At 43.5% G+C, this 24,058-nt stretch carries 19 protein-coding genes; 13 read left to right on the top strand and 6 right to left on the bottom strand.

The window, feature by feature from the left end; genetic code table 11:
• Nucleotides 1-6 precede the first annotated feature (6 nt).
• The 3 genes from CKO50_RS01320 (at nt 7) to CKO50_RS01305 (ending at nt 4,618) form a co-directional block, all read left to right on the top strand.
• Nucleotides 7-2,244, top strand: a complete 2,238-nt coding sequence (locus CKO50_RS01320; RefSeq protein ID WP_095726704.1) for a bifunctional diguanylate cyclase/phosphodiesterase — start codon at nt 7-9, stop codon at nt 2,242-2,244.
• A gap of 822 nt (nt 2,245-3,066) precedes the next feature.
• A complete protein-coding gene (locus CKO50_RS01310) occupies nt 3,067-3,462 on the top strand; it encodes an MmcQ/YjbR family DNA-binding protein (protein ID WP_095726702.1) in 396 nt (131 codons plus the stop codon).
• Nucleotides 3,463-3,607: 145 nt separating this feature from the next.
• Nucleotides 3,608-4,618: an ATP-dependent 6-phosphofructokinase gene (locus CKO50_RS01305; RefSeq protein ID WP_095726701.1), complete on the top strand. Its 1,011-nt coding sequence runs from the start codon at nt 3,608-3,610 to the stop codon at nt 4,616-4,618.
• 58 nt (nt 4,619-4,676) lie between these two features.
• Here the strand turns inward: CKO50_RS01305 and nhaD are convergent, their stop codons facing one another.
• A complete protein-coding gene (gene nhaD / locus CKO50_RS01300; RefSeq protein WP_095726700.1) occupies nt 4,677-6,125 on the bottom strand; it encodes a sodium:proton antiporter NhaD in 1,449 nt (482 codons plus the stop codon).
• Nucleotides 6,126-6,271: 146 nt separating this feature from the next.
• Here nhaD and CKO50_RS01295 point away from each other — a divergent pair, with 146 nt between their 5' ends.
• The gene (locus CKO50_RS01295; RefSeq protein ID WP_095726699.1) at nt 6,272-6,961 is read left to right on the top strand and encodes a 2OG-Fe(II) oxygenase family protein; all 690 of its coding nucleotides are present in this window, start codon (nt 6,272-6,274) and stop codon (nt 6,959-6,961) included.
• Nucleotides 6,962-6,998: 37 nt separating this feature from the next.
• Here the strand turns inward: CKO50_RS01295 and CKO50_RS01290 are convergent, their stop codons facing one another.
• Nucleotides 6,999-7,934: a DUF368 domain-containing protein gene (locus tag CKO50_RS01290; protein WP_095726698.1), complete on the bottom strand. Its 936-nt coding sequence runs from the start codon at nt 7,932-7,934 to the stop codon at nt 6,999-7,001.
• Between the two features lie 120 nt (nt 7,935-8,054).
• Between CKO50_RS01290 and CKO50_RS01285 the strand changes: the two genes are divergently transcribed.
• Nucleotides 8,055-8,900, top strand: a complete 846-nt coding sequence (locus CKO50_RS01285; protein WP_095726697.1) for a DUF3530 family protein — start codon at nt 8,055-8,057, stop codon at nt 8,898-8,900.
• Between the two features lie 9 nt (nt 8,901-8,909).
• Here CKO50_RS01285 and djlA read toward each other — a convergent pair whose 3' ends face one another.
• The 3 genes from djlA to CKO50_RS01270 are packed head-to-tail and all read right to left on the bottom strand — an operon-like array spanning nt 8,910 to nt 11,441.
• Nucleotides 8,910-9,755 carry a co-chaperone DjlA gene (gene djlA / locus CKO50_RS01280; RefSeq protein WP_095726696.1) on the bottom strand — a complete coding sequence of 282 codons (846 nt, stop codon included), beginning with the start codon at nt 9,753-9,755 and terminating at the stop codon, nt 8,910-8,912.
• A complete protein-coding gene (gene murU, locus CKO50_RS01275; protein WP_095726695.1) occupies nt 9,745-10,437 on the bottom strand; it encodes an N-acetylmuramate alpha-1-phosphate uridylyltransferase MurU in 693 nt (230 codons plus the stop codon). The genes djlA and murU overlap by 11 nt, the downstream gene beginning before the upstream one ends.
• Nucleotides 10,438-10,445: 8 nt before the next feature.
• Nucleotides 10,446-11,441, bottom strand: a complete 996-nt coding sequence (locus CKO50_RS01270) for an aminoglycoside phosphotransferase family protein (protein ID WP_095726694.1) — start codon at nt 11,439-11,441, stop codon at nt 10,446-10,448.
• A gap of 112 nt (nt 11,442-11,553) precedes the next feature.
• On the opposite strand from CKO50_RS01270, the gene lptD reads away from it, so the two are divergent.
• From lptD to CKO50_RS01235, 7 genes are all read left to right on the top strand, one after another.
• Nucleotides 11,554-13,800, top strand: a complete 2,247-nt coding sequence (gene lptD, locus CKO50_RS01265; RefSeq protein ID WP_095726693.1) for an LPS assembly protein LptD — start codon at nt 11,554-11,556, stop codon at nt 13,798-13,800.
• A 15-nt stretch (nt 13,801-13,815) separates the two neighbouring features.
• Nucleotides 13,816-15,108: a peptidylprolyl isomerase SurA gene (gene surA, locus CKO50_RS01260; RefSeq protein ID WP_095726692.1), complete on the top strand. Its 1,293-nt coding sequence runs from the start codon at nt 13,816-13,818 to the stop codon at nt 15,106-15,108.
• Between the two features lie 5 nt (nt 15,109-15,113).
• The gene (gene pdxA / locus CKO50_RS01255) at nt 15,114-16,106 is read left to right on the top strand and encodes a 4-hydroxythreonine-4-phosphate dehydrogenase PdxA (protein ID WP_095726691.1); all 993 of its coding nucleotides are present in this window, start codon (nt 15,114-15,116) and stop codon (nt 16,104-16,106) included.
• On the top strand, nt 16,103-16,909 hold the full coding sequence (gene rsmA, locus CKO50_RS01250; RefSeq protein ID WP_095726690.1) for a 16S rRNA (adenine(1518)-N(6)/adenine(1519)-N(6))-dimethyltransferase RsmA: 807 nt from the start codon (nt 16,103-16,105) through the stop codon (nt 16,907-16,909). The genes pdxA and rsmA overlap by 4 nt, the downstream gene beginning before the upstream one ends.
• Entirely contained in the window at nt 16,893-17,282 is a 390-nt protein-coding gene (apaG, locus tag CKO50_RS01245; protein ID WP_010374721.1) for a Co2+/Mg2+ efflux protein ApaG, read from the top strand. The genes rsmA and apaG overlap by 17 nt, the downstream gene beginning before the upstream one ends.
• Before the next feature lie 98 nt (nt 17,283-17,380).
• Nucleotides 17,381-18,178: a symmetrical bis(5'-nucleosyl)-tetraphosphatase gene (locus CKO50_RS01240; protein ID WP_095726689.1), complete on the top strand. Its 798-nt coding sequence runs from the start codon at nt 17,381-17,383 to the stop codon at nt 18,176-18,178.
• A gap of 234 nt (nt 18,179-18,412) precedes the next feature.
• Nucleotides 18,413-20,428, top strand: a complete 2,016-nt coding sequence (locus CKO50_RS01235) for a methyl-accepting chemotaxis protein (RefSeq protein WP_095726688.1) — start codon at nt 18,413-18,415, stop codon at nt 20,426-20,428.
• A 117-nt stretch (nt 20,429-20,545) separates the two neighbouring features.
• On the opposite strand, the gene tkt is transcribed toward CKO50_RS01235, so the two are convergent.
• A complete protein-coding gene (gene tkt / locus CKO50_RS01230; protein ID WP_095726687.1) occupies nt 20,546-22,540 on the bottom strand; it encodes a transketolase in 1,995 nt (664 codons plus the stop codon).
• Between the two features lie 259 nt (nt 22,541-22,799).
• Here tkt and metK point away from each other — a divergent pair, with 259 nt between their 5' ends.
• Nucleotides 22,800-23,951 (top strand): methionine adenosyltransferase, encoded by a 1,152-nt coding sequence (gene metK, locus CKO50_RS01225; RefSeq protein WP_010606001.1) that lies wholly within the window; start codon nt 22,800-22,802, stop codon nt 23,949-23,951.
• Nucleotides 23,952-24,058 lie beyond the last annotated feature (107 nt).

Here is a 24,058-nt window from a genome sequence, read left to right as displayed (position 1 = left end):
CATTATATGAGCCTAAAAATAAAAACAATAACAATCAATGCACTACTTTTATCACTGACTCCGCATGTAACTTACGCCAGTGAAGCAAGTGTATTAACTGGTGCCCAGTTAGCTTGGCTCGTACCATGCGTGATTGCTCTACTCAGCATTCCTTACTTAGTTTGGTCGAATCACCAACTCAAAAAATCCACTCTTCAACTTAAGCACTCAGAGCAACGATTTAAAAGTACGATTGAAGGCAGTGGCGATACCTTATGGGACTGGAATATTCAATCAGGTGAGATTGTTCGGATCAACGACAAATACGGCATGAACTCTGCGAAGCCAGGAAGCGTTATACCCAACCAGCATAGGATCCATCCACAAGACCGATTAATCGTTGAAAAGCTGATGAAACAGCACTTCGCAGAAAAGACGCCATTTTTCGAAGCAAGCTATCGTATTAAAGATGAACTAGGTCAATATCACTGGGTGTTAGACCGGGGCAAAATTATCGAGAAAGATGTCAACCTTAACCCCCTAAGAATGACAGGTACGGTTCGCGATATTAGTCACTTCAAGAGTACCGAGGAAAGGCTAAATCTGTTTGCAAAATGTGTTGAATCACTTACTGACGCGATCGCAATTTATGACCGACACTATAATTTGGTCGATCTAAATCCAAGCTACCTTAAATTATTTGGTGGTCAACGAGAACACTATTTAAATAAGCATTTTAGCTTACCAGGCTATGACAATAAGTTTGTTGCTCAGGTAAAGGCTCAGCTTAAACAAACAGAGCATTGGCAAGAAGAGCTCAAACTTCGTAATGCGGCCGACGTACTCTTGCCTATCGAGATTACGATTGATGAAATTAAAAATAGCCACGGTCAGATCAGCAACTATGTGGTTGTTTACTCTGATTTAACCGAGCGTAAAAAAGCAGAGTCTCAACTCCACAATTTATCTAATCGCGATCGTACGACAGGTCTTCCCAATCGCAATCTGTTCTTTACCAATTTACAAAAGCTATCGTTACAAGGGACGCACCATGCTCTACTTGTCTTTGACTTAGATAACTTTAAAAAGATCAACGATTCGTTAGGCCACCAGTTAGGCGATACGCTACTTGCGAAACTGGCAATGCGGCTAAATAAACTTGCTCGCCAGCAAGATACGTTCTACCGACTAGGTGGTGACGAATTTGCACTGGTGATTTCAGGCACCAATGATATTCACACGATTACACGTACAGCAAAACAATTTCTAGCGGCGATTGCGACACCTTTTAAAATTGCTAATCACGAGTTAGTGATCACCTCTTCTGTTGGAATTGTACTGTGCCCTGAAGATGGTAAGTCTCCTGAAAGTCTGCTGAAAAATGCAGATACGGCTATGTATCATGCCAAGCAAAAGGGTAACCATTATTTATTCTTTAATGATTCCATGAACGAGCAAGCGGTTAAGCGCCTGCAAATTGAAAACCTGATGCGCTTTGGCCTCAAAGAGGATCACTTTGTCGTTTACTATCAACCTAAAATGAATATTAAAACCGGTGAACTGGTTGGCATGGAAGCACTAGTTCGCTTTGTTACACCGAAAAAAGGAGTAATAAGCCCTGGTGTTTTTATTCCTATTGCAGAAGAAACCGGGCAGATAATCGAAATTGGTGAAGTCGTTTTAGACAAAGCATGCCGTGATGTGAAGCGCTGGATTGATAAAGGATTGTTCAACGGCAGAGTTGCGGTAAATTTATCAGCGAAACAGTTTAGCTTGCCGGATCTAACCACTCGTATCGACATTATCTTGCAAAAAAATCAACTTCCGTCTTATTTTCTTGAGTTAGAAATTACTGAAGGAACGGTGATGGACGATCCAAAAGAAGCAATTTCGATAATGCGTTCTCTTAGTGCTAGAGGGATACACTTAGCCATGGACGACTTTGGTACTGGCTATTCATCACTGGCTTATCTCAAGCAATTTCCGCTGAATACACTCAAGGTCGATAAAGCATTTATCGATGATATGGGTAACGAGCGCGGTAGAAACATGGTGGACTCTATTGTCACTATCGCGCATAACTTGGATCTTCATGTTGTTGCAGAAGGTGTTGAAAATGAAGAACAACTCAATATTTTAGAACAGCTAAATTGCCAAACAGTTCAGGGCTATTACTATTCAAAACCGCTTTCAAGCAGTGAATTTGAACAATTTTTAAAGCAACACACCCCGAGTGAAAAACCAAACCTACAGCTAGTACAATAGTCTAGCTTCATTTGGCCTAACTACTTTACGCTTTCCAACTAACTAAATTTGCGCAGCGACGCATCCACGCTCTGCGATAGTGCACTCGAAAAAGAATTAACGCCGCGGGGCCTGTTACTAAGGCCAAACTTAACCAACGTTTTCTTGGCATTCCAGTCCATAGAGTTTGAAGATACATTACCATCGCACATAAAGCTGAAATTATTCCAAAAGCCACTGATACTCCTAAATTTTTTAATTCAATAAGGAAACTAAAACATTCTATATTGGGAAAGAAACATCACATTTCGATGCTATTTACTAATGCGGCCGATGAGTCTACACAACGTTCAATATTTGATCAATGAAGAAATTATTGTTGCATATTTTTGTATTATTTAATTTAATAGCGGACTGTGTAGAGGTATAGCATTGCACAAGGGATGTTATGCCGTAACTTTTCCTAATTTGGGAAACAGAGGCAAGTGGGAAATTTTTTACGGTCAACTGGCAATGATTTCCTAGCTTAGTCCACTTAGGTTATGAGTGTATTTTTAGCATAATTTGTGAAGCCAACTTAGTCCTTAACTGGAAATTAAAAGTTAGCTTTTCTAATATTGCAGACGATTGAAATTTTAGTGCTTTTACACACTGTACTTATTTTAATCATCAACTGTGAGTTAAACCGATATAAAACGGTCAGTTATTCAATAATTGTCTGCGTTATAACGCCATAGTATAGACTTTCTGATAGTTTTTACTGATAGACGATTACAGTATTATCACAAGAACTGCTAAACTTACTCTCATGTAGTATTAACTGTTACTTCAAGGACACGGGCTATGGATCAGAAAAGCGTACATGAATATTTGCAGGCCAAGCCTGCAACCTTTATCACTAAACCTTTTGCGCAAGACGTAGATGTGTACAAAGTTCAGCATAAAATGTTTGCAACTCTAGCTGAGGGGAAAGAAGGGCAAGTAGATGAAAATGGTGAACCTGTTTGGTGGTTAAATGTAAAATGCGACCCTGACGAAGCATTATTGCTTAGAGACAAGTATTCGTCTGTTGTGCCTGGTTATCACATGAATAAGCGCCTTTGGAATACAGTCATTTTAGATGGCACTATTCCAGCAGACGAAATAAAGAAAATGATCGATGATTCTTATCAAATCGTCGTAGATAACCTACCGACCGCACAACGTGAAGCACTTGCTAGCAAAGTCACGCAACGTTAATTAAAACGGCATTTAGGTAGACCTAAATGCCGTTTTACCTTCTATATCCTCGCATTTAATCTCTATCTTTAAGATCGATCAACTTGTCTTCAAATCACTCTAGTAGTATACAAAAAGAATAACCAAGCAATAATAGAGTGGCGACATGACGAAAAGGATAGCAGTACTGACAAGTGGTGGCGATGCGCCGGGTATGAACTCAGCAATTAGGGCTATCACGTTAAGTGCCTTGAGATCTGGATTTCAATGTTTTGGCTTTTTTCATGGCTACAATGGTCTAATTAATCAAGAGTACACCGAGCTAAGTACGGTGTCCGTCACAGATATCACCCAACTTGGTGGCACAATTCTAAAAAGTGCCCGCTGCCCTGCGATGCTAGAACCTTCAGGCGTGCTGCAAGCAGCAAATGCCCTGAGGAAGCTCCATATTAACGTACTTATCGTGATTGGTGGTGACGGCTCGTTTAGGGGAATGCAGGCGCTGGCAGCTCACTGGCAAGGTCAACTAATTGGTATTCCCGGTACTATAGATAACGACCTTTCAGGGTGTGACAACACCATTGGTTTCTCCACAGCCGTCAATACTGCCACCTCTGCAATAGATAAAATCCGCGATACCGCAAATGCCTTTGAGCGAGTTTTTATCACCGAGGTGATGGGTCGTCATAACGGACATATTGCTTACCATGTAGGTATTGCGACAGGTGCTGAGGCTATCATTTCATTTGAAAACTGCACGGCAGAGCATACCTCTCAGGTCTTAGCTCATCTCAAAAATGCCATCGAGCAGCAACATCAACACGGTAGCTTTTTGATAATACTGGCCGAAAATTTATGGCCAGGCGGCGCCCAAGCGCTTAAAACAGAGTTAAATAGCAATGACGATATCAATTGTGCACTTTGCGTGTTAGGCCATATTCAAAGAGGTGGGGCACCATCTGTTGAAGATAGAATGCTCGCCACGGAATTAGGAGTAGCGGCCGTGGAAGTGATTAATGGTTGCATCAAACTAAACACTGATGTCGCGACGCCCGTTATGGTGGGAAAAATACATGGTGCAATTGTAATTACTGAAGTCGAGAAGGTGCTGAATATGGATAAACCAGTATCACAGGAATGGGTGCAACGTTATCGGCATTACCTCGCCGAGCAATAAAGACAGTGAGAGTGAAGCACATATTGATTATTCACTCTCACTACACCTTGTGTAAGCGCTAGCCAAACACGCTAAAAGCAGATTCGTTAAGCCACAGGTGACATAAAATACTTGCGATATAACCAAGCAAAATCACGGGTGCCCATTTTAAGTGCCCCATAAAAGTATAATAGCCTCTAGCTTGCCCCATGAGCGCAACACCTGCCGCCGAGCCAATAGAAAGTAAACTCCCCCCTACCCCAGCCGTAAGCGTGATCAACAACCAATGGCCATGTGACATTTCAGGTTGCATCGACAGCACCGCAAACATCACAGGAATATTATCGATGACCGCGGAAATAATCCCTAAGAATACGTTGGCATAGGTTGCAGACCATTCACCATATAATATCTCTGACATTAAACTTAAATAACCGAGAAACCCAAGGCCACCAACACACATAACAATACCGTAGAAGAATAATAAGGTATCCCACTCAGCGCGTGAAACTTTGCTAAAGACATCAAATGGCACAACACTTCCTAACTTCTCAAGACGCTCTTGATCCCCTTCTCTTTCCGCCATCGCTCGCTTGCGTGCTAATGACCCCGGTAATGTCATTCTTAGAAAGTAACCAAAAAACTGTAGGTAACCGAGGCCCATCATCATGCCAAGGACCGGTGGTAAATGCAGCAAACTATGTGAGAGCACAGCGGTTGCGACAGTCAGTAGGAACAAAGTTAAAATTCTTAAAGCGCCGCGTTTAAGCTCTACTCTTTCGTAAACTGCACTCGGCTTTCTATCCGCCACAAAATAACTCATTACGAGTGCTGGTACGATGTAATTGACCAGTGAAGGAACAAATAGCGCTAAAAATTCACTGAAATGTACCATACCGGCTTGCCATACCATCAAAGTGGTAATGTCACCAAAGGGACTGAATGCACCGCCAGCATTGGCTGCTATCACGATATTGATACAGCTTAAATTGATAAACTCTTTGTCACCTTCAGCTACCTTCATCACCACGGCACACATTAGTAAGGCTGTTGTTAGGTTGTCTGCAATTGGAGAGATAAAAAAGGATAAAAATCCAGTGATCCAAAAGAGATTCTTATAGCTAAAGCCCTTTTGGATCATCCACGCTCGTAGCGCATCAAAGAGGCGGCGCTCTTCTAGTGCGTTGATATAAGTCATCGCAACCAGCAAGAACAACATCAACTCCGCAAATTCTAACAAATTGTGCCGAAATGCGTGCTCGGTAACATCGGGTTGCCCCTGGTTGACGTAATACGCCCCAATCATGAGCCAAATGATGCCTGCCGCCACAAGCACTGGCTTTGATTTTCGCATATGGAGTTTTTCTTCAAGCATCACAAGTACGTATGCTAAAACGAAGACAACAATACAAACCAAACCGAGTGTCGAGCTAGTAAGATCTAAGGTGCCTTGAGCCGCCAAGGCTGGTGATGGGATCACGGATATGACCCATGCGCAACAGAATAGCAGTAGTCCATTGATTTTCATTTTTTTGCCTATCGATGAGTGCAGAGGGATAGCATTTCAGCCAAACTCACTTTAGCATAGATAAAAAATAATCAGCATTGGACTGAAGTCTAAGGCATCCTGTTTACAGTAGTACAAACAGGCTCATACATCAGCAGTAGGTATTTATGCTTCAACTTTCGCAGCAACAACAAACAGAATTACAGCAAAAATTGAGCAACGAAGGCTTTGCACGGATTGAAAATATTCTAGACGATACAAACGCTCAACAACTACATGAGTGCCTCTGTAACCTAGACTACCAACTCGCACTTTTTCATAACGGGGCAGCAAAATCAGTCAAAGACAGTGATATTCTTGCCTTAACACCGCAAGAGCAGCAAGCCTTGCTCGAAGATATACATAGCTATGCATCACGTGGTGTTGGTTTTATGTATGGCCGCCACTCCATAGAATCGACGAGCCCTGAGACGCTGAAAAAACTCTACAATAATCTCAATAGTAGCGCTGTACAGTCCTGCTTTTCTGCGATATCTGGACAGAACATTATCCGTACCTCTGCCCAAGCAACACGATTTATTGGTGGTCAGTATTTAACTCGACATAATGACATTGTTGAAGCTGAGGGTCGGGTTTATGCCTATGTACTCAGCCTAAGCAAAAGTTGGCACCCTGACTGGGGCGGGCTACTGCAGTTTTTTGAACCCGATGGCACACCCACTAAAAGTTATGCTCCTAAGTTTAATTCACTGGTGGTTTTCGATGTAAGCAAAATTCATTCTGTGACTTACGTCGCGCCATTTGCAAAAGCACCGCGGCTTTCTGTAACGGGGTGGTTTAGAACAATAGACACGTAAGCTCAACGCGTGTCTATTGTTCTAGATGTCTATTTTATTAATATTTTTCGCTTATCTTTTCAATAGTTAAGATCAGCGCAAGGCCTGAGATGGCAAGCGCAATACATGCCAGCGTATTTGGATCTTGACCGTATAGCGTACTGTATTGTGCTGGCAAAATATTGGCCTGACTCAATGGCTTTTCTATACCACTGGAATTCACGTAAGTCGTAAGCACTTGTTTCCAAGGCCACAATAAATTAAGCGAGCCAAGTAAAAAGCCAGCTAGTAGCGAAAACGTTACTTGCTGATAGTGCGCCAATAGCCAGCTGAGTAGGCGCGAAAACGACATTAACCCTACAATACAACCTAGTAAGAATAAACTTACTAAGCCAAATTCAAGCTGGTTCACCGCACTGAGTACATGGCCATACATACCCAATAACAGTAGGATAAAGCTCCCTGAGATCCCAGGTAAGATCATCGCGCAAATGGCGATAGCACCGGAGATAAAAAACATCCAATGAGATGCTTGCGCTTCAGCTGGTGAAAGGGAAGTAATAGCAAAGGCTACAATAGCTCCAACTGCGCAGGCAATAATATTTTGGCCGTTCCACTGAGAGACCTGTTTTGCAACATAGATAAAAGAAGCGACGATAAGACCAAAGAAAAATGACCATACCAGTGTTTGGTGTGCTTCCAATAAATAAGTGATCACCTTCGCCAAAGACGCTGCACTGATGAGCAAACCAGAAAATACCGCCAGTAAAAAGCTACCATCAATGTACTGCCAAGTTGCTTTTAGACCGTCACGACGCAAAGTGCTCAAAGCCTGTAAGTTCACACTTTTAATGGCAGTTAAAAAACGTGCATAGATGCCAGTAATAAAAGCAATAGTGCCGCCGGAAACGCCCGGGACAACATCCGCAGCCCCCATTCCGGCCCCTTTTAAAAACATAAAGAGATAGTCTCGTTTGCTATCTTTATACTGCACAAATTTCTCCTTTCATTTCCACTGCCGAGCAGTTTAACTTAAAACGCTAAAAAATAGCGACAGCTAAAGCTTTCACTTAACTGGTCGATAACTAATTATGATATTTTACGCGCTTGTACCATGATCATCAGAACGCTTTTATTACTTGCTACCACTTTACCCGCGACGACTTTTGCAGCAGAACATATTGATGCAGCACCGCTTGGTTCTCTTTATCAGCAAGACGCTAATCGCTTCTACGAGCCATCGCAATTGATTAAATTGGAAAGCGAAAACAAAAGCTTTTATGTATTTCATCAAGAATATATGGCAGCTGCTCGTGAAGGCATCGTGATCTTATTACCAGACATGCAAACTCCGCCTCTCAATAACAGCGGCATAAGCTTTCTTGCAAAACGCTTAAGCGATGATGGCTACGACACGTATACCCTTACTCCACCGGACCTTTCTTATGCACCGAGTCTGCTAGAGCAAGACATCGCGCTCCCCGAAGCTGAAAAACCGGCTCAGCAAACGCTTGCACCCATTTCAGAATCTAATCTCGACGAATATAAAATGGCCTTGATCAGCCGCTTTGAAGTGCTTTACAACACCCTGTCCATGACTCAAACAGAAAAGTTGGTGGTTGTCGCATTTGGTAATAGCGCAGGCTTATTTGGAGAGCACTTAGCAACCCTGCCCAATTTACGTATCGATGCCTTTGCCGTTGTTAGCCCACAACTGCCTAATGCTACGCGGCAAAAGCACTTGGCATCCAACCTTTCTCTGATAAGCCCTGCTTTACTGGATGTTTACTACAGTTTTGACAATCCGATTGTGGTCGACAATACGCCGGACAGAGCGCGCTGGGCGAGAAAAAACAGTAAATTTGATTACCGCCAACGAGAGCTTTTTGGAGAAAAAACCGATCCGCTCCAACATCAAAGGCTCAGAAAGGAGTTACTCGGTTTTTTACGCGTCTTATAGTGTTTCAAATTAGCTCTTTTTTAAATATTCATAGGCAGACTGAATATCTTGGCTTTTGCGCTTTGCCACTTCCATCATATGCTTAGGTAATCCCTGAGACACCAATTTGTCTGGGTGATGCTGCGACATCAGTTTGCGGTAAGCTTTTTTGATTTCACGCTCATTCGCCCCTTCACTCAATCCCAGTACAGCCAATGCTTTAGCACGGTTTAAACCGTTATCTTGTGATGTTGGTTGACGGCCGCCCTGCTGCTGGTGTTGATGTTGCGATCTCCCCGACGCCTGCGAGCGACGAAACTCAAATTCTGCTTGGTAGCGCTTTAGCAAGAACAAAAAGTGGGTTTCCGCGAATCCCAAATACTTGCTCACCTGTTTAAGTAAGGCCTTCTCCGCATCAGACACATGACCATCACAAAATGCCATTTGAATTTGAATCTCTAAAAACAGCTGCCTCAAGTCATAGCGTCTGGCAAAAGCTTCTTTAAAATCGGTAACCGCTTCTTTTATCGAAAAGTCACTGCTTTTTCCCGCAGTAAACGCATGTTGTGCTTCTTTTCGCTCTTCACCCTGCAAGCCCATTTCGCTCATAAACGCAGACGCAGCTTGAATGTGGATTTCGCTGACTCGACCATTAGACTTCGCAATATGTCCCATCACAGAAAAACAGCTGGAAAAGAACAAGGCTTGGCGCTCATGTAGCTCTTCACCTTTCATGAAACCTTGAAAGCCACCAACTTTATCAAAATCCTGACGCAAACTTTTATCAAATAAATGGCCGAGATAAAAACCTAAAATAGCGCCTAACCAACGACCAAATAAAAAGCCGAAAATTGTGCCTAATAATTTACCCCACATCGCTATACCCTAACTTTTCGTTGATCATTTTTAGTCGCTCTGGCGTGCCGATGTCGTCCCATGCGCCCAAATACAGTTCAGTAGAAACTTTATGCTGCTCAAGCCCACTGCGCAGCAACGGCCCTAGTTTTATAAAGCCAGCCCCAAGCTCGGTAAAAAAACTTTGGTGATATTTGCCAATGCCAGACAAGGTATACTTTTGCTGATTGAGCGGCTGATGGGCAAGGCAAAAATCGCCTTCAGGATTATGTTCAGGGTTTTCTACCAACACAATGTGCGCCTCGCAATGGCCCTCTGCTGTGCTACCGAGCTGTAACTGCATTAGGCTGCTGACATCATAGTCCGTAAAAATATCGCCATTGAGTACAATAAAGCTGTCATCCTGTTCACATAACACCGGTAGTGCTTGAATGATTCCACCAGCGGTTTCTAATCCCCCCTCAGGTTCATCACTGTATTCAATATTGACACCGAAGTGACTACCATTGCCGAAATAGTCTTTTATCACCTGACCTTGCCATGCAAGATTTATCACGATATCGCAGATCCCAGCCACTTTTAAACGCTCGATATGATGCTCTAGCAGGGGTTTTCCTGCGACGTTAAGCATAGGTTTTGGTTGGTTCGCGGTCAGTGGCATCATGCGTTTACCACGACCAGCAGATAAAATTATCGCTTTCATTGTTACTTCTATTTTGTGCTTAATTTGGCCTGTGCTTGAGGCATTATGTCATTCTCCAGCCAGCTTGCAAGCCACTGAAATTCTTTATACTTATTTGCTACTTCAACAAGGTAGCGTAACGTTGGCAAAATATCTTCTAAGTATCCGCCTTTGCCGTCTCGCTGCAACAGGCGAGTAAAAATTCCAGCAGCTTTAAGGTGCCTTTGCATACCCGTTAAGTCAAAGTAATGTTGATAGGTGCTAAAATCCATATCGTCTAATAAGTTGGCAGCCTTTAAACAATCAAAGCTATATTGCTGAAGTTCGGTAAACTCACATACATCAAGACGAGTGTAACAATCCCGCAACAGAGAAACCGCATCATAAGTGACAGGTCCTTGTACCGCATCCTGATAATCAATGAGATACCACTGTGACTGATGACATATCAGATTGCGACTATGAAAATCTCGATGCATCGTAACCTGCGGCTGACGAGTCATCGCATCAACGAGTTTCAACTTCACATTATGCCACTGCACTTGTTGATATTCGGTGAGTGTTAAACCAAGCCATTTTGTTACTAGCCACTCATAAAAAATATTGAGTTCCATATCAACAAACTCAGCATCATAGGGCTTCATCCATTCACTCTTAGGTGTTTTGGCTATTTCTGGAATAAGTGCTATCAGCGCACGATAATCCGCTAGCCGAGAAGGCAATGCCAACCTATCGGCCAAATGCTCTGAACCTAAATCTTGTAACAGTAACAGCCCTTGCTCTTCACTATTCGCAAGGATTTGTGGCACATTGAGCCCCTGCCCTGCAAACACCGTATTTAAACCAATAAAAGGGGTATTATCGAGTTTATCGACCGGTGTCTCCATTAAGATCCACGACATCGTTTGTCGTTTAACGCGATAATAACGTCGGAAGCTGGCATCCGAGGTGATAGCTTCACACATAAAATCGTCGCTATGTATTGCTTGCTGTATAAACTCGACGCGCTGGTTTTGACTATTCATGGGTTTACTATTACACCTTCTACTTGTAAATATTTAAATGCTACTGTATTTCCGACAGTTTTCATTTATCATGATGAGCTTATAATTAAATGCTCAGCTAATAGGTTATTAAATGCGCAAAATTTGGGGCTTGGCTGTATTATCCGCTATTCATTCTACAGCTTTTGCTAATACGAACATTGTCGCCGCACAATGTAAAGACTATATGCAGCCAGAAAACTGGAAGCCGTTAGCCTCGCTGCCCAAACATGCCATTGATATCGTTGCCGATGACTTAGAACTACAAGGTACTGATAGTGCTGAGTTTTCGGGTAATGTGGTGATTAACACTGAAATCATGAGTTTAGAAGCTAGACGTGCGCTAATCGATAAAAAAGAAGGCCTGCTCAGCGCTTCTGGACCACTACTCTATCGAGATCAATTTACCAAAGTTCACAGTAATGGGCTATTCGCGGATTTAAATGCTAACACCGTGAGCTTGCTTGGTGCTGAATATGAATTAACAGACCAGCAGGGCCGTGGTGGTGCAGAGAAGTTACATGCCTCTGGCAGCAAAATTTCGCTCGACAACTCCAGCTTTACCACGTGTCCTGCTGAGGACCCATTTTGGAGTATTGAGGCAAGCAGTATTGTACTTTCTCGTGAAGACGGTTGGGGTGAGACCTATAATACGGTGTTCAAAATTATGGACACGCCAATTGTCTATCTACCCTATTTTACGTTTCCAATCGATGATAGACGAAAATCAGGCCTGCTGACGCCGACAATTTCCAGCTCAAATAAGTTTGGTTTGGAACTGATCACTCCTTATTATCTCAATCTAGCCCCCAACTACGACGCGACCCTAACGCCGAGGTACATGGCTAATAAAGGATTTCAGCTTATCACCGAGTTCAGATATTTAACTGAACAACATCAAGGTAAAATTGGGGTAGAATATCTCAGTAAGGATGATTCAGAGCCGCAGCTAGACGATCGCTACTTAGTACATTGGCAACAAAAAAGTTATTTAAGTGATAAATGGCGTGCGTTTGTTGATATCACAAATGTGAGCGACGATAACTATCTCACTGATTTAACATCCGAATACGCCAATGAAACTGACACTCAGCTATATCGCACCGGCAGTCTAAGTTACCTTGGTGAAGACTGGTTAGTCGACTTAAAGTTGCAAGATTTTGAAGTGTTGGGTGATCACAGAGAATCCTACACTGCACTACCGCAAATTAGCTTCCGTACACGTGACAGTTATGAACTTGTTGGCCTTGATTGGGACTTTGAGGGTGAATTTGCCTATTTTCAAAATGATGCTTTGCCAATCTCAGAGGCGTCGCGATTACACCTAGAACCTCGCGTGTCTTTTTCACGCAGCGACTACGCTTGGTCATTTACCTCCGAGGCACGCCTACTTCACACGCGTTATGAACAAAATATAGATGAGCCTGATACAGAGTATGAAGAGTCTGTCACCCGTACATTGCCAAGTTTACGGGTACATGGACAACTAAATTTTGAACGCAGTACCGAGTTCTTTTTTGAACAAGGTACACAAACGCTTGAGCCACAAATTCAGTACCTTTACACACCACACAGAGAACAAAGCCAAATTGGCTGGTACGACACGGCTAAATTACAAGACGATTTTATTGGTCTATTTAGAGCACGCCGTTACTCGGGTTACGACCGTATTGCAGAAGCCAATCAATTCACCGTAGGTGCTACCACGCGTGTATTCGATAGCAGTAATGTCGAACGCTTTAACTTCAGTGCAGGTCAGATCATTTATCTTGAGTCATCTGTAAAGCCTTCTGAACAACTATTTACTGATGATACTAACTATAATGCACTATTTGCCGCTGAATCCATGTTACATTGGCATAAGCGCTGGTATCTCTCAGGTGGAGTGCAATATGATGTGGATAGCAAAGAGTTAGTGCAGTCTCACTTTACCCTGGACTATAAAGGAGACGACAAGCAGTTAGTACAATTGAACCATCGTTATGTTAATGATGTCTCAGACTATGAAATTGACCAAGTCGGTCTCTTTACAAGTTTACCAATTGACGATAACTGGCAGTTTATAGCAAGCTATCACCGAGATATGACGGCAAATAGAAGTGTTGAATCCTTTGTTGGTATTCAATACCAGTCTTGTTGTTGGGCTATTCAGGTGACTGCGAATCGTCAAATTGAAACAAACTTAAACCAAACACTGACAAATAATGAAGCAGTGTTTGATTCTGGCTTCAGCCTGAAATTTGTCCTTACAGGACTTGGAAGCCAAAGCAGTGGTGATGCGAGTAAACTCCTTCAACAGGGTATTTTTGGTTACCGTAGACCGTATTTTTTGAATAAATAGAATTTAGAAAGCCGTATGAATTTAAAAAAGTTGTTATTAGTGGCCTCATTAAGTGCAGGCCTGTTTACTCAAGTACATGCTGAGCGTGTAAAGCTAGATACTGTTGTTGCCACGGTTAATGATGGCGTAATTTTACAAAGCGAAGTCGATCAAATAATAAATCGTGTTAAAGAACAGGCTGAGCAGCAAGGTACCGAGCTTCCTAGCGATAAAACATTACGCTTACAAGCCATCGATAAACTCATTGAGCAATCTTTAATGTTGCAACTGGGTGATCGCATGGGTATGCAAATTTCCGATGCTCAATTGGATCAGACCATTGCGAATATTGCCCAAGACCAAGGTGGTACTATCGCTGATTTACGTCGCTCGGTTGAAGCTAGCGGCGAAAGCTTCCCGGCATACCGAGAAGAGATCCGTAAAGAAATAACCACAAGCCAAGTGCGCCGTGCCAGTGTTGACCGCCGTATTTATATTAGCCCTCAAGAGGTGACTAACCTGCAAAAAATCTTGAATGAGCAAACAGGTAACTCGGAAGAGTATGATATCGGCCACATCTTGATTAAGATCCCAAATAAAGCGACTCCAGAAGAAATTGAAGATGCTCGTGAGCGCGCAGATAACGTGATTAAATTTTTGAACGAAGGTAAAGAATTTAAACGTATCGCAATTGCTTCTTCAAGCGGCTCAAAAGCGCTCGATGGGGGTCAATTAGGCTGGATGGGCATTAACGAAATGCCAACCTTGTTCGCTGAGGCCATTAAAGGTGCGAAAAAAGACGACATCGTTGGTCCACTGCGCTCAGGCGCAGGTTTCCACATTCTAAAAGTACAAGATATTCGTGGTCGTGAAGTCGTTGAAACTGTCGAAGTACGTTCACGTCATATCTTAATCAAACCGTCTATTATTCTAAGTGAAGAAAAAGCACGCTCGATGCTAACCGGTTTTGTAAAAGACTTGCGCGCAGGTACCGCTGACTTTGCTGCGCTGGCTAAAGAATATTCTGAAGATCCAGGCTCTGCACTTAAAGGCGGTGAATACGATTGGACAGATCCAACTACATATGTACCAGCGTTTAGGGACACTCTACTGTCACTAGAAAAAGATCAGATCAGTGAACCATTTAGAAGTACATTTGGCTGGCACATTGTACAACTGCTAGATAAACGCGTAGCCGATAAAACAGAACAAGCCAAGTTAAATCGCGCACACCGTCTGCTGTTTAACCGTAAATTTAAAGAAGAAAGCTTTAAATGGATTAAAGAAATGCGTGACCAAGCGCATATTGAAATTATCGAAGCGGAATAACGGCTATGACACTCAGAATCGCAATTACACCGGGTGAGCCTGCAGGTATTGGCCCAGATCTTGTTATCAAACTGGCTCAGCATGTGTGGCCTGCTCAGTTGGTTGCGGTGGCTGATAAAAGTATTCTAGAAAAACGCGCCAAAGAACTTGGTGAGCAAATCAAGCTACTGCCATTCGACTGTAACGCTGCGCCTGAAGCAGCACCAGCGGGTGCCATTTACTACCTTCAAGTAGATAAAGGGGCAGAAGTGGTCGCAGGTCAACTAGATGAAACTAATGGCCATTATGTGCTAGAAACCTTGCGCATTGCCTCTGAAAAGAATATGGATGGGACATTCGCAGCGGTAGTCACGGGCCCAGTTCATAAAGGTATTATTAACCAAGCAGGGATCTCGTTTAGCGGCCATACTGAGTACTTTGCACAGCAGTCTGATACCGCTGATGTCGTTATGCTACTTGCAACCGAAGGGCTACGTGTAGCGCTAGTTACTACGCATATCCCACTGGCGTATGTATCAAAGGCGATTACGCCTGAGCGTCTCAGCAAAGTCATTCATATTTTACATCACGACCTACAAACCAAGTTTGGTATTGAACAACCCAGAGTATTAGTTTGTGGATTAAATCCGCATGCTGGAGAAAGTGGCCACCTTGGTCGTGAAGAAATAGAGACCATTGAACCAACACTGGAAATGCTGAATAAACAAGGCATGAACTTGGTTGGACCGCTGCCGGCTGACACCCTTTTCCAAGCTAAATATTTAGATAACGCCGATGCTGTGCTCGCAATGTATCACGATCAGGGCTTACCTGTGTTAAAATATAAAGGTTTTGGAAACTCAGTAAACATCACCCTAGGATTACCCTTTGTTCGCACATCGGTCGATCACGGTACAGCGCTTGATTTAGCTGGCTCTGGTGATGTTGAAGTGGGTAGTTTTGAATTAGCGATCCGCGAAGCAATTAAGCTCGCAACCAAAAAAGCACAGAATGCATGACAGATAAAGTACATCTCGGACACAGAGCGCGTAAACGCTTTGGTCAAAACTTCTTAAATGACAACAATATTATCGACAAGATAGTAACTGCTATCGATCCTAAACCAAAAGACAATCTGGTTGAAATCGGTCCTGGTTTAGGTGCTATCACAGAACCTGTTTGTGATTTAAGTGGTCACCTAACCGTTGTAGAACTTGATAAAGATCTTGCCGAGCGCTTGATCCATCATCCATTCTTGGGACCTAAATTAACGGTTCATCAAGGTGATGCGATGAAGTTTGACTTCTCTTCTTTAATCAAAGAAGGGGAAAAGCTAAAGATTTTCGGTAATCTACCTTACAACGTATCAACCCCTTTGCTATTTCACTTATTTGAATTTGCCGATCAGGTCGAGCATATGCACTTTATGCTGCAAAAAGAAGTGGTTAACCGTATGGTTGCTGGCCCTGGCAGCAAAGCATTTGGTCGCTTAAGTGTAATGACGCAGTACTATTGTCACGCCATTCCTGTGATTGAAGTACCACCACATTGCTTTAAACCAGCACCAAAAGTTGACTCAGCCGTTGTTCGATTGATCCCAAAAGATCCGTCGCAACGTACAGCTAAGAGCACTAAGCTTTTGAATACGGTTTGTTTAGAAGCGTTCAACCAACGTCGTAAGACACTAAGAAATAGCTTATCGAACCTGTTAACCGAAGAGCAGCTGCGAAACTTGGGGATCGACCCTACGCTTCGCGCTGAAAACCTGTCGCTTAACCAGTTTATTGAAATTGCAAATTGGATATATGACAACTCAAACTAATATTGGCTCACCGATTAAAGTATCGGTGGAGACCTTTTACGTTGAAGCGCAATCACAGCCTGAAAAGGACAAATATGTGTTTGCCTACACAATTACCATCAAAAACCATAGCTTATGTAACGCTAAGCTACATAGTCGCTATTGGCTCATTACCGATGCTAATGGCAAAGAGACTGAAGTAGAAGGTGATGGTGTTGTCGGTGAGCAGCCCACTATTCGTCCTGGCGAGAGCTATCAGTACACTAGCGGCGCGGTGCTCGATACCCCAGTTGGTACGATGGAAGGGTATTATTTAATGCGTAATGAGTTTGGCACCGAGTTTAAAGCGCCAATCAATGTATTTAGACTCTCCTGTCCAAATATTTTGCATTGATACTGTTTTTATTTTGTGGAAGCGGGTTTACCCCGCGTTCCTCATACATGCTAGACATCAGAATAAAAACATTGAGTTATAAAAAACACAGGTAATAGATGGCAAAATACGCAATTGGAGACCTGCAAGGCTGCTTCAATCCACTCATCGGGCTACTCGATCAAGTCGGTTTTAACCCAAGCCAAGACCATTTATACTTTGTCGGTGACATCATCGCCAGAGGCCCAGATTCGCTTGCTTGCTTAGAGTTCCTCTACCAACACGCTGGCTCTATTAGCATTACACTCGGCAATCACGACCTCCACTTTTTAGCCTGTCTTGCTTTGGGAGTCGCTCCAAACCCAAAAGATAAATTAGACGCGGTTTTTGCCAGCCCTAAACGCCAGAAATATGCTGATTTATTACGTGCACAGCCGCTGGCTATTTGGCTTGAAACACAGCAAACTTTTATTTCTCATGCTGGTATTCATCCAAGCTGGAATATCACGCAAGCACTAGAATATGCACGCTTTGCCGAAGCCATTTATCAATCTACAAAAGCCCCTGAGTTTTACGCAAATATGTACGGCGCTCACCCAGGACTTGAGCTCGATAAGCTCAGTGAACAGGATAAGTTTAAAGCCATTGTTAACGTCTTCACTCGAATGCGCTTTCTAAAACAAGGTGGCGAGCTGGATCTTAAGAACAAGTCTAGCCTAAAAGATGCGGCAGGTCTCACTCCGTGGTTTGAACTCAGCCAAACACCAGCCGACACCACCCTACTTTTCGGCCACTGGGCTGCTTTGGAAGGCGAAACCAACAAGAAAAATATTATTGCCTTAGACACTGGCTGCGTGTGGGGAGGCCCTATGACGATGATAAATATCGACAGTGGCGAAAAGTATCAGCATAGTTAACCTCTGTAACTGCCCTAAATTAACGTTAAGGTAAGCACTTACTTTAACTTTTATTAAACTGAACGACACTCGAAGAAAACGTGAAGCTTATACTTTTTGTCCATTGAGCTGCTATTTTTTGTAATCCGACCTTTTTTACTGAAATTTTTTGTCACATCTGCTATAAAATACTTAACTTATCCGCAATAAATCCGATAAGTATCCGTATTGCTTTGTAAATTTTGTAGGACAGCTATGAATTTGACTGTTAGCCAACGTATTTGGGGTGGTTTTATTACCATCACCTTGTTGCTTCTTCTTATCGGGGGCAATTCTTTATTTAGAATTGCGAACATTGACAACTCAACTCAACAGGTTAATAACCTGTCTTTACCAGCACTCTCTAAAAGCTCTGCACTGCAAGTAGAGTTCACTTTAATGAGCAAAATGGCTCAGGGAAGTTTTTATGCACGTTCAGAGACTGAATTGGCAACGCTCAAACAACAATTTGCAGAGCGCCAGAAGATCTTTGACAAAACCTATTCAGAGCTGCAGCAGGTCGTTGCCGCTAATAATAAACTGGCCTCAAGCAGTCGTGATGTTGGTAAAAGTTATGATGCGTTCGTAAAAGCCATGAACAGCTTAGTAAACGAGAAATCAACTGAACTTTCGTTACGGGACAAATTAAAAGAGCAGTTATCAACTATCGATGTTGCCGCAGAAGATGCGACAATGGTGACGGTTGATATCATTGATTTGGATGGCTTAGAAGATGCCGATAAACGCGCTTTTCAAGCTGCAAATAACTTAGAAAATAACTTTTCTTCTGTTGTGACCAGCGCCAACGATATTGTTACTGTTGAAGACATCAATACACTAGAGATCGTAAGTAGGGATCAAAGCTACCTCGTTGAAGAACTAGGTCGTAATATTGATTTAATGCGTGGCCCCGTTAGCGCGCTTGATAACAGTTTGTTTGCTGATCTCGAAGGCTATTACACTAATTTAAAAGGTGCCGTCAGCGGCAGCAACAGCATCGCGGAAAATCAAAAACGCTTAATCAACGCATTAGCCGAAACGCGTAAGGAACTATCTGACGCAGAGAAAACCACAAAAGCTGCTCTATCTCAGTTAGATGACTTACTCTCTGAAGCAAGCCAAGTCGCCTTTAACTTACAACAAGGCGTACGTGCCGATGTAGGCACAGCGAACCTATGGACTTGGATTGGGATGATTGTAGCAACGCTAATGGCAGTAGGCGTAGCTTACATTACCGTTAGTCGAATCACAAAACCACTATTGGAAGTAAACCGAGTTTTAAACATTGTCGCCAGTGGCGATATGACACAGCGCTTAGATGACACAGCAAAAGATGAGTTTGGTGAATTATCTAGAAGTTGTAACACCCTGATCTCTAGCTTACGTGAACTTATTACTGGTATTATTTCTCGTTCGACACAGCTTGCTGCAGCGTCCGAAGAAACATCGACTATCACTACGGAATCAAGCCAAGCAATTAAGAATCAGCAAGCACAAGTTGAGCAAGCAGCAACCGCTACAACTGAGATGAGCAGCACGTCTCATGGCGTAAGCAATAGCGCGCATCAAGCATTACAAGAAATTAAAAATGCAGATAAAGAAGCTGAGCGTGTTAAAGGCATCTCACATGAGAACAAACACACTATCGAGCAACTCGCAAGAGAGGTGGATGAAGCCTCTCGCGTGATCAACAAACTGCACCAAGACAGCGCTTCAATAGGTAGTATCTTGGATGTTATCCGTGGCATTGCCGAGCAGACTAACCTCCTTGCACTAAACGCAGCAATCGAAGCTGCGCGTGCTGGTGAACAAGGTCGCGGCTTCGCGGTAGTCGCAGACGAAGTGCGCTCGCTCGCAAGTAAGACTCAAGAGTCAACTCAAGAAATTCAAGCAATGATTGAATCCTTACAAGCCGGCGCCGAAGAAGCGGTTGGCGCGATGTCGAAAGGTAAACAGCAGGCGGAGTCGTGCGTAACTCAAAGCGACCTCGCTAATGAAGCACTAAACTCTATCACTGCAGCCGTTTCTCAGGCTCATGATGTGAGTGAAGAGATTGCAAACGCGGCGAACGAGCAACAGCAGGTGGCACAGGAAATTAGTGAACGTTTGGAATCGATTGTAACAATCGCAGAGCAAACGGCTGAAGGTGCGAGCCAAACCTCAATCTCCAGTTCTGAGGTTGCTAAACTCGCCGAAGAGTTACGCTTATCGGTAGAACAGTTTAAGGTTTAGCTATCCAACCTGAGCTTTGAGCAGGAAACAGTCTCAAAGCTTTAGGGGGTTTTTAGCAAAACCACTAAGCATAAAAAAACCCATGCATAGCATGGGTTTTTTGTTTCTTTTCTTTGATTATGCAAACAAAGCGTTTGCTTTCTCAACGATATTTTCTACCGTAAAGCCAAATAGCTTGAATAGCTCATCAGCAGGCGCTGACTCACCAAACGTTGTCATACCAACGATAGCACCATTTAGGCCTACATATTTGTACCAGAAGTCCTCGATACCCGCTTCGATAGCGACGCGACGCGTTACTGAGCTTGGTAGTACACTTTCTTTGTATTCAGGAGATTGCGCATCAAAAATGTCAGTTGAAGGCATAGACACAACACGTACCTTTTTACCTTCTGCACGAAGCTTATCCGCAGACTCAACCGCAAGTTGCACTTCAGAACCTGTCGCAATAAGAATGATTTCAGGCTCACCATCACAAGATAGTACATAACCACCTTGCTTAATCGCTGCAACCTGCTCAGCGGTACGTGGCTGCTGCGCAAGACCTTGACGAGTAAATACAAGTGCAGATGGACCATCAGCGCGTTCAACCGCTTGCTGCCAAGCAACTGCTGACTCAACTTGGTCACATGGACGCCAGCTCGCTAGGTTTGGCGTAGTGCGTAAGTTCGCCATTTGTTCTACTGGTTGGTGCGTTGGACCGTCTTCACCAAGACCGATTGAATCATGAGTATACACAAAGATGCTTCTTTGCTTCATCAATGCAGCCATACGTACGGCATTACGTGCATATTCCATAAACATTAGGAATGTCGCACCGTAAGGGATAAAACCTCTGTGCAATGCAATACCATTCATGATGGCAGACATACCAAACTCGCGCACACCGTAGAAGATATAGTTACCCGCAGCATCTTCTGCCGTTAAGCCTTTAGATTGATCCCAAAGTGTCAAGTTAGAACCCGCTAGGTCAGCAGAGCCACCCATAAACTCAGGTAGAATTGGACCATAGGCATTCAATGCATTTTGTGATGCTTTACGTGTTGCAGGGTTTGCAGGATTCGCTTGAAGCTCTGCAATATACGCTTCTGTTTTCTCAGACCAGTCTGCTGGAAGCTCGCCTTTCATGCGACGCTCAAATTCAGCAGCAAGCTCAGGATAATGCATTTGGTATTCAGTGAACTTAATCAACCAGTCACTTTGTTGATTTTGACCACGTGCTGTTGCGTCCCATTTCGCGTACACGTCTTCTGGTATTTCAAATGCCCCGTGTTCCCAACCAAGGAATTCACGCGCAGCTTTGATTTCATCATCGCCCAGTGGTGCCCCGTGACAATCATGGCTACCTGATTTATTTGGTGAACCATAACCAATAACCGTTTTACAACAAATAAGAGTTGGCTTGTCAGACTCTGCTTGCGCCGCTTCGATTGCAGCTTTAATCGCATCGCTATCGTGGCCATCAACACCGGCGATAACATGCCAGCCATAAGACTCAAAGCGTTTTGGTGTATCGTCGCTAAACCAACCTTCAACTTCACCGTCGATTGAAATGCCGTTGTCATCCCAAAATGCAATCAGTTTGCCAAGACCAAGCGTACCCGCGAGTGAACAAGCTTCGTGTGAGATACCTTCCATCAAACAGCCATCACCTAAGAATGTATAGGTATAGTGATTAACGATGTCGTAATCTTCACGGTTAAACTGTGCAGCCAATGCTTTTTCAGCAATCGCCATACCTACCGCATTAGTAATACCCTGACCTAATGGGCCAGTGGTAGTTTCAATACCTGGCGCATAACCATATTCTGGGTGGCCTGGTGTTTTTGAATGTAGCTGACGGAAGTTTTTGATGTCATCAATTGATAAGTCATAACCCGACAAATGCAACAGTGAATAAATTAACATCGAGCCGTGACCGTTTGATAATACAAAGCGATCTCTGTCGAACCACTCAGGATTACTTGGGTTGTGCTTTAAAAAATCGCGCCAAAGTACTTCTGCGATGTCCGCCATGCCCATCGGGGCTCCTGGGTGGCCAGACTTGGCCTTTTGTACAGCGTCCATGGAAAGAACGCGAATTGCATTAGCAAGTTCTTTGCGAGATGGCATGAATTCTCCTACCTTTAAATGTGTTTCGCGGGGTTTGAGCCCATTTTTACTTATTTATATGGCTAACTGCAACGGCAAAGGCCATAAAAAAACGGGTACAGACAGACTTTTTCCGACCAATAAAAAAGTTTGCACAATTTTGGACGTCTAGGCGTAAAATAACTAGTCAATGCCTAGGTTTTTTGGTTAGAATACGCCCCTTAATTTTTCGCGCTGTCCCTGATGTTTGTGAAGCGCAATATTTGTGAGCATAAATACAATGGCTAAACATTTATTTACTTCTGAATCTGTTTCTGAGGGCCATCCAGATAAAATCGCCGATCAGATCTCTGATGCGGTTCTAGATGCCATCCTTGAGCAAGATCCAAAAGCACGTGTTGCGTGTGAAACTTACGTTAAAACCGGTATGGTTATGGTTGGTGGTGAAATCACGACTAGCGCTTGGGTTGATATCGAGGAATTAACTCGTAAGACCGTGCGTGAAATTGGTTACACGCATTCTGACATGGGCTTTGACGCTGATTCATGTGCAATCCTAAATACCATTGGTAAGCAATCACCTGATATTAACCAAGGTGTTGACCGTACTCGCCCAGAAGAGCAAGGTGCTGGTGACCAAGGTCTAATGTTTGGTTACGCGTGTAACGAAACCGACGTACTGATGCCTGCTCCAATCACATACTCACACCGTTTAGTTCAGCGCCAAGCGCAAGTTCGTAAAGACGGCACACTACCTTGGTTACGCCCAGACGCTAAGTCTCAGGTAACATTCGCGTACGAAAACGGTAAAGCAGTAGGTATCGACGCAGTCGTATTGTCTACACAGCACTGTGATTCTGTATCACAAGCTGACCTTGTAGAAGCGGTGATGGAAACTATCATCAAGCCTACACTACCTGCAGAGCTTATCACTGAAGCAACTAAGTTCTTCATCAACCCTACAGGCCGTTTCGTTATCGGTGGTCCTATGGGTGACTGTGGTCTAACTGGTCGTAAAATCATTGTAGATACATACGGCGGTATGGCTCGTCACGGCGGTGGTGCATTCTCTGGTAAAGATCCATCAAAAGTTGACCGTTCTGCTGCTTACGCAGCGCGTTACGTTGCAAAGAACATTGTTGCAGCTGGCCTTGCTGACAAGTGTGAGATCCAAGTGTCTTACGCAATCGGTGTTGCTGAGCCAACCTCTATCAGCGTAGAAACTTTCGGTACAGCTAAGCTTGATGAGTCGCGTTTAATCGAACTTATCCGCGAGCACTTCGACTTACGTCCTTACGGTCTAATCACTATGCTAGACCTTGAGCGTCCAATTTATCAGCCTACTGCTGCTTACGGCCACTTTGGTCGTGAAGAGTTCCCTTGGGAAGCAACAGATAAAGCTGACGCTCTACGTGCAGCTGCAGGCCTATAATCCCCTGCTGCAAAAAGTAAAAAAGGCGCCAAGTGCGCCTAATGCTGATCAGTTAAGGCGTTTATCGGTTGACCGATCAAAATGATCATGCACAATCCGTAGTTAGG

The organism is Pseudoalteromonas sp. HM-SA03 (genome assembly GCF_002289345.1).
Classification (GTDB): domain Bacteria; phylum Pseudomonadota; class Gammaproteobacteria; order Enterobacterales; family Alteromonadaceae; genus Pseudoalteromonas.
Note: the sequence above shows the minus strand (reverse complement) of the source record. Positions and strands in the feature narration are given on the sequence as shown.

Excerpts from the sequence above, each read along its gene's own strand:
- CKO50_RS01320 (WP_095726704.1), top strand. The coding sequence starts at position 7 with ATGAGCCTAAAAATAAAAACAATAACAATCAATGCACTACTTTTATCA.
- CKO50_RS01310 (WP_095726702.1), top strand. The coding sequence starts at position 3,067 with ATGGATCAGAAAAGCGTACATGAATATTTGCAGGCCAAGCCTGCAACC.
- CKO50_RS01305 (WP_095726701.1), top strand. The coding sequence starts at position 3,608 with ATGACGAAAAGGATAGCAGTACTGACAAGTGGTGGCGATGCGCCGGGT.
- nhaD (WP_095726700.1), bottom strand. The coding sequence starts at position 6,125 with ATGAAAATCAATGGACTACTGCTATTCTGTTGCGCATGGGTCATATCC.
- CKO50_RS01295 (WP_095726699.1), top strand. The coding sequence starts at position 6,272 with ATGCTTCAACTTTCGCAGCAACAACAAACAGAATTACAGCAAAAATTG.
- CKO50_RS01285 (WP_095726697.1), top strand. The coding sequence starts at position 8,055 with ATGATCATCAGAACGCTTTTATTACTTGCTACCACTTTACCCGCGACG.
- djlA (WP_095726696.1), bottom strand. The coding sequence starts at position 9,755 with ATGTGGGGTAAATTATTAGGCACAATTTTCGGCTTTTTATTTGGTCGT.
- murU (WP_095726695.1), bottom strand. The coding sequence starts at position 10,437 with ATGAAAGCGATAATTTTATCTGCTGGTCGTGGTAAACGCATGATGCCA.
- CKO50_RS01270 (WP_095726694.1), bottom strand. The coding sequence starts at position 11,441 with ATGAATAGTCAAAACCAGCGCGTCGAGTTTATACAGCAAGCAATACAT.
- lptD (WP_095726693.1), top strand. The coding sequence starts at position 11,554 with ATGCGCAAAATTTGGGGCTTGGCTGTATTATCCGCTATTCATTCTACA.
- surA (WP_095726692.1), top strand. The coding sequence starts at position 13,816 with ATGAATTTAAAAAAGTTGTTATTAGTGGCCTCATTAAGTGCAGGCCTG.
- pdxA (WP_095726691.1), top strand. The coding sequence starts at position 15,114 with ATGACACTCAGAATCGCAATTACACCGGGTGAGCCTGCAGGTATTGGC.
- rsmA (WP_095726690.1), top strand. The coding sequence starts at position 16,103 with ATGACAGATAAAGTACATCTCGGACACAGAGCGCGTAAACGCTTTGGT.
- apaG (WP_010374721.1), top strand. The coding sequence starts at position 16,893 with ATGACAACTCAAACTAATATTGGCTCACCGATTAAAGTATCGGTGGAG.
- CKO50_RS01240 (WP_095726689.1), top strand. The coding sequence starts at position 17,381 with ATGGCAAAATACGCAATTGGAGACCTGCAAGGCTGCTTCAATCCACTC.
- CKO50_RS01235 (WP_095726688.1), top strand. The coding sequence starts at position 18,413 with ATGAATTTGACTGTTAGCCAACGTATTTGGGGTGGTTTTATTACCATC.
- tkt (WP_095726687.1), bottom strand. The coding sequence starts at position 22,540 with ATGCCATCTCGCAAAGAACTTGCTAATGCAATTCGCGTTCTTTCCATG.
- metK (WP_010606001.1), top strand. The coding sequence starts at position 22,800 with ATGGCTAAACATTTATTTACTTCTGAATCTGTTTCTGAGGGCCATCCA.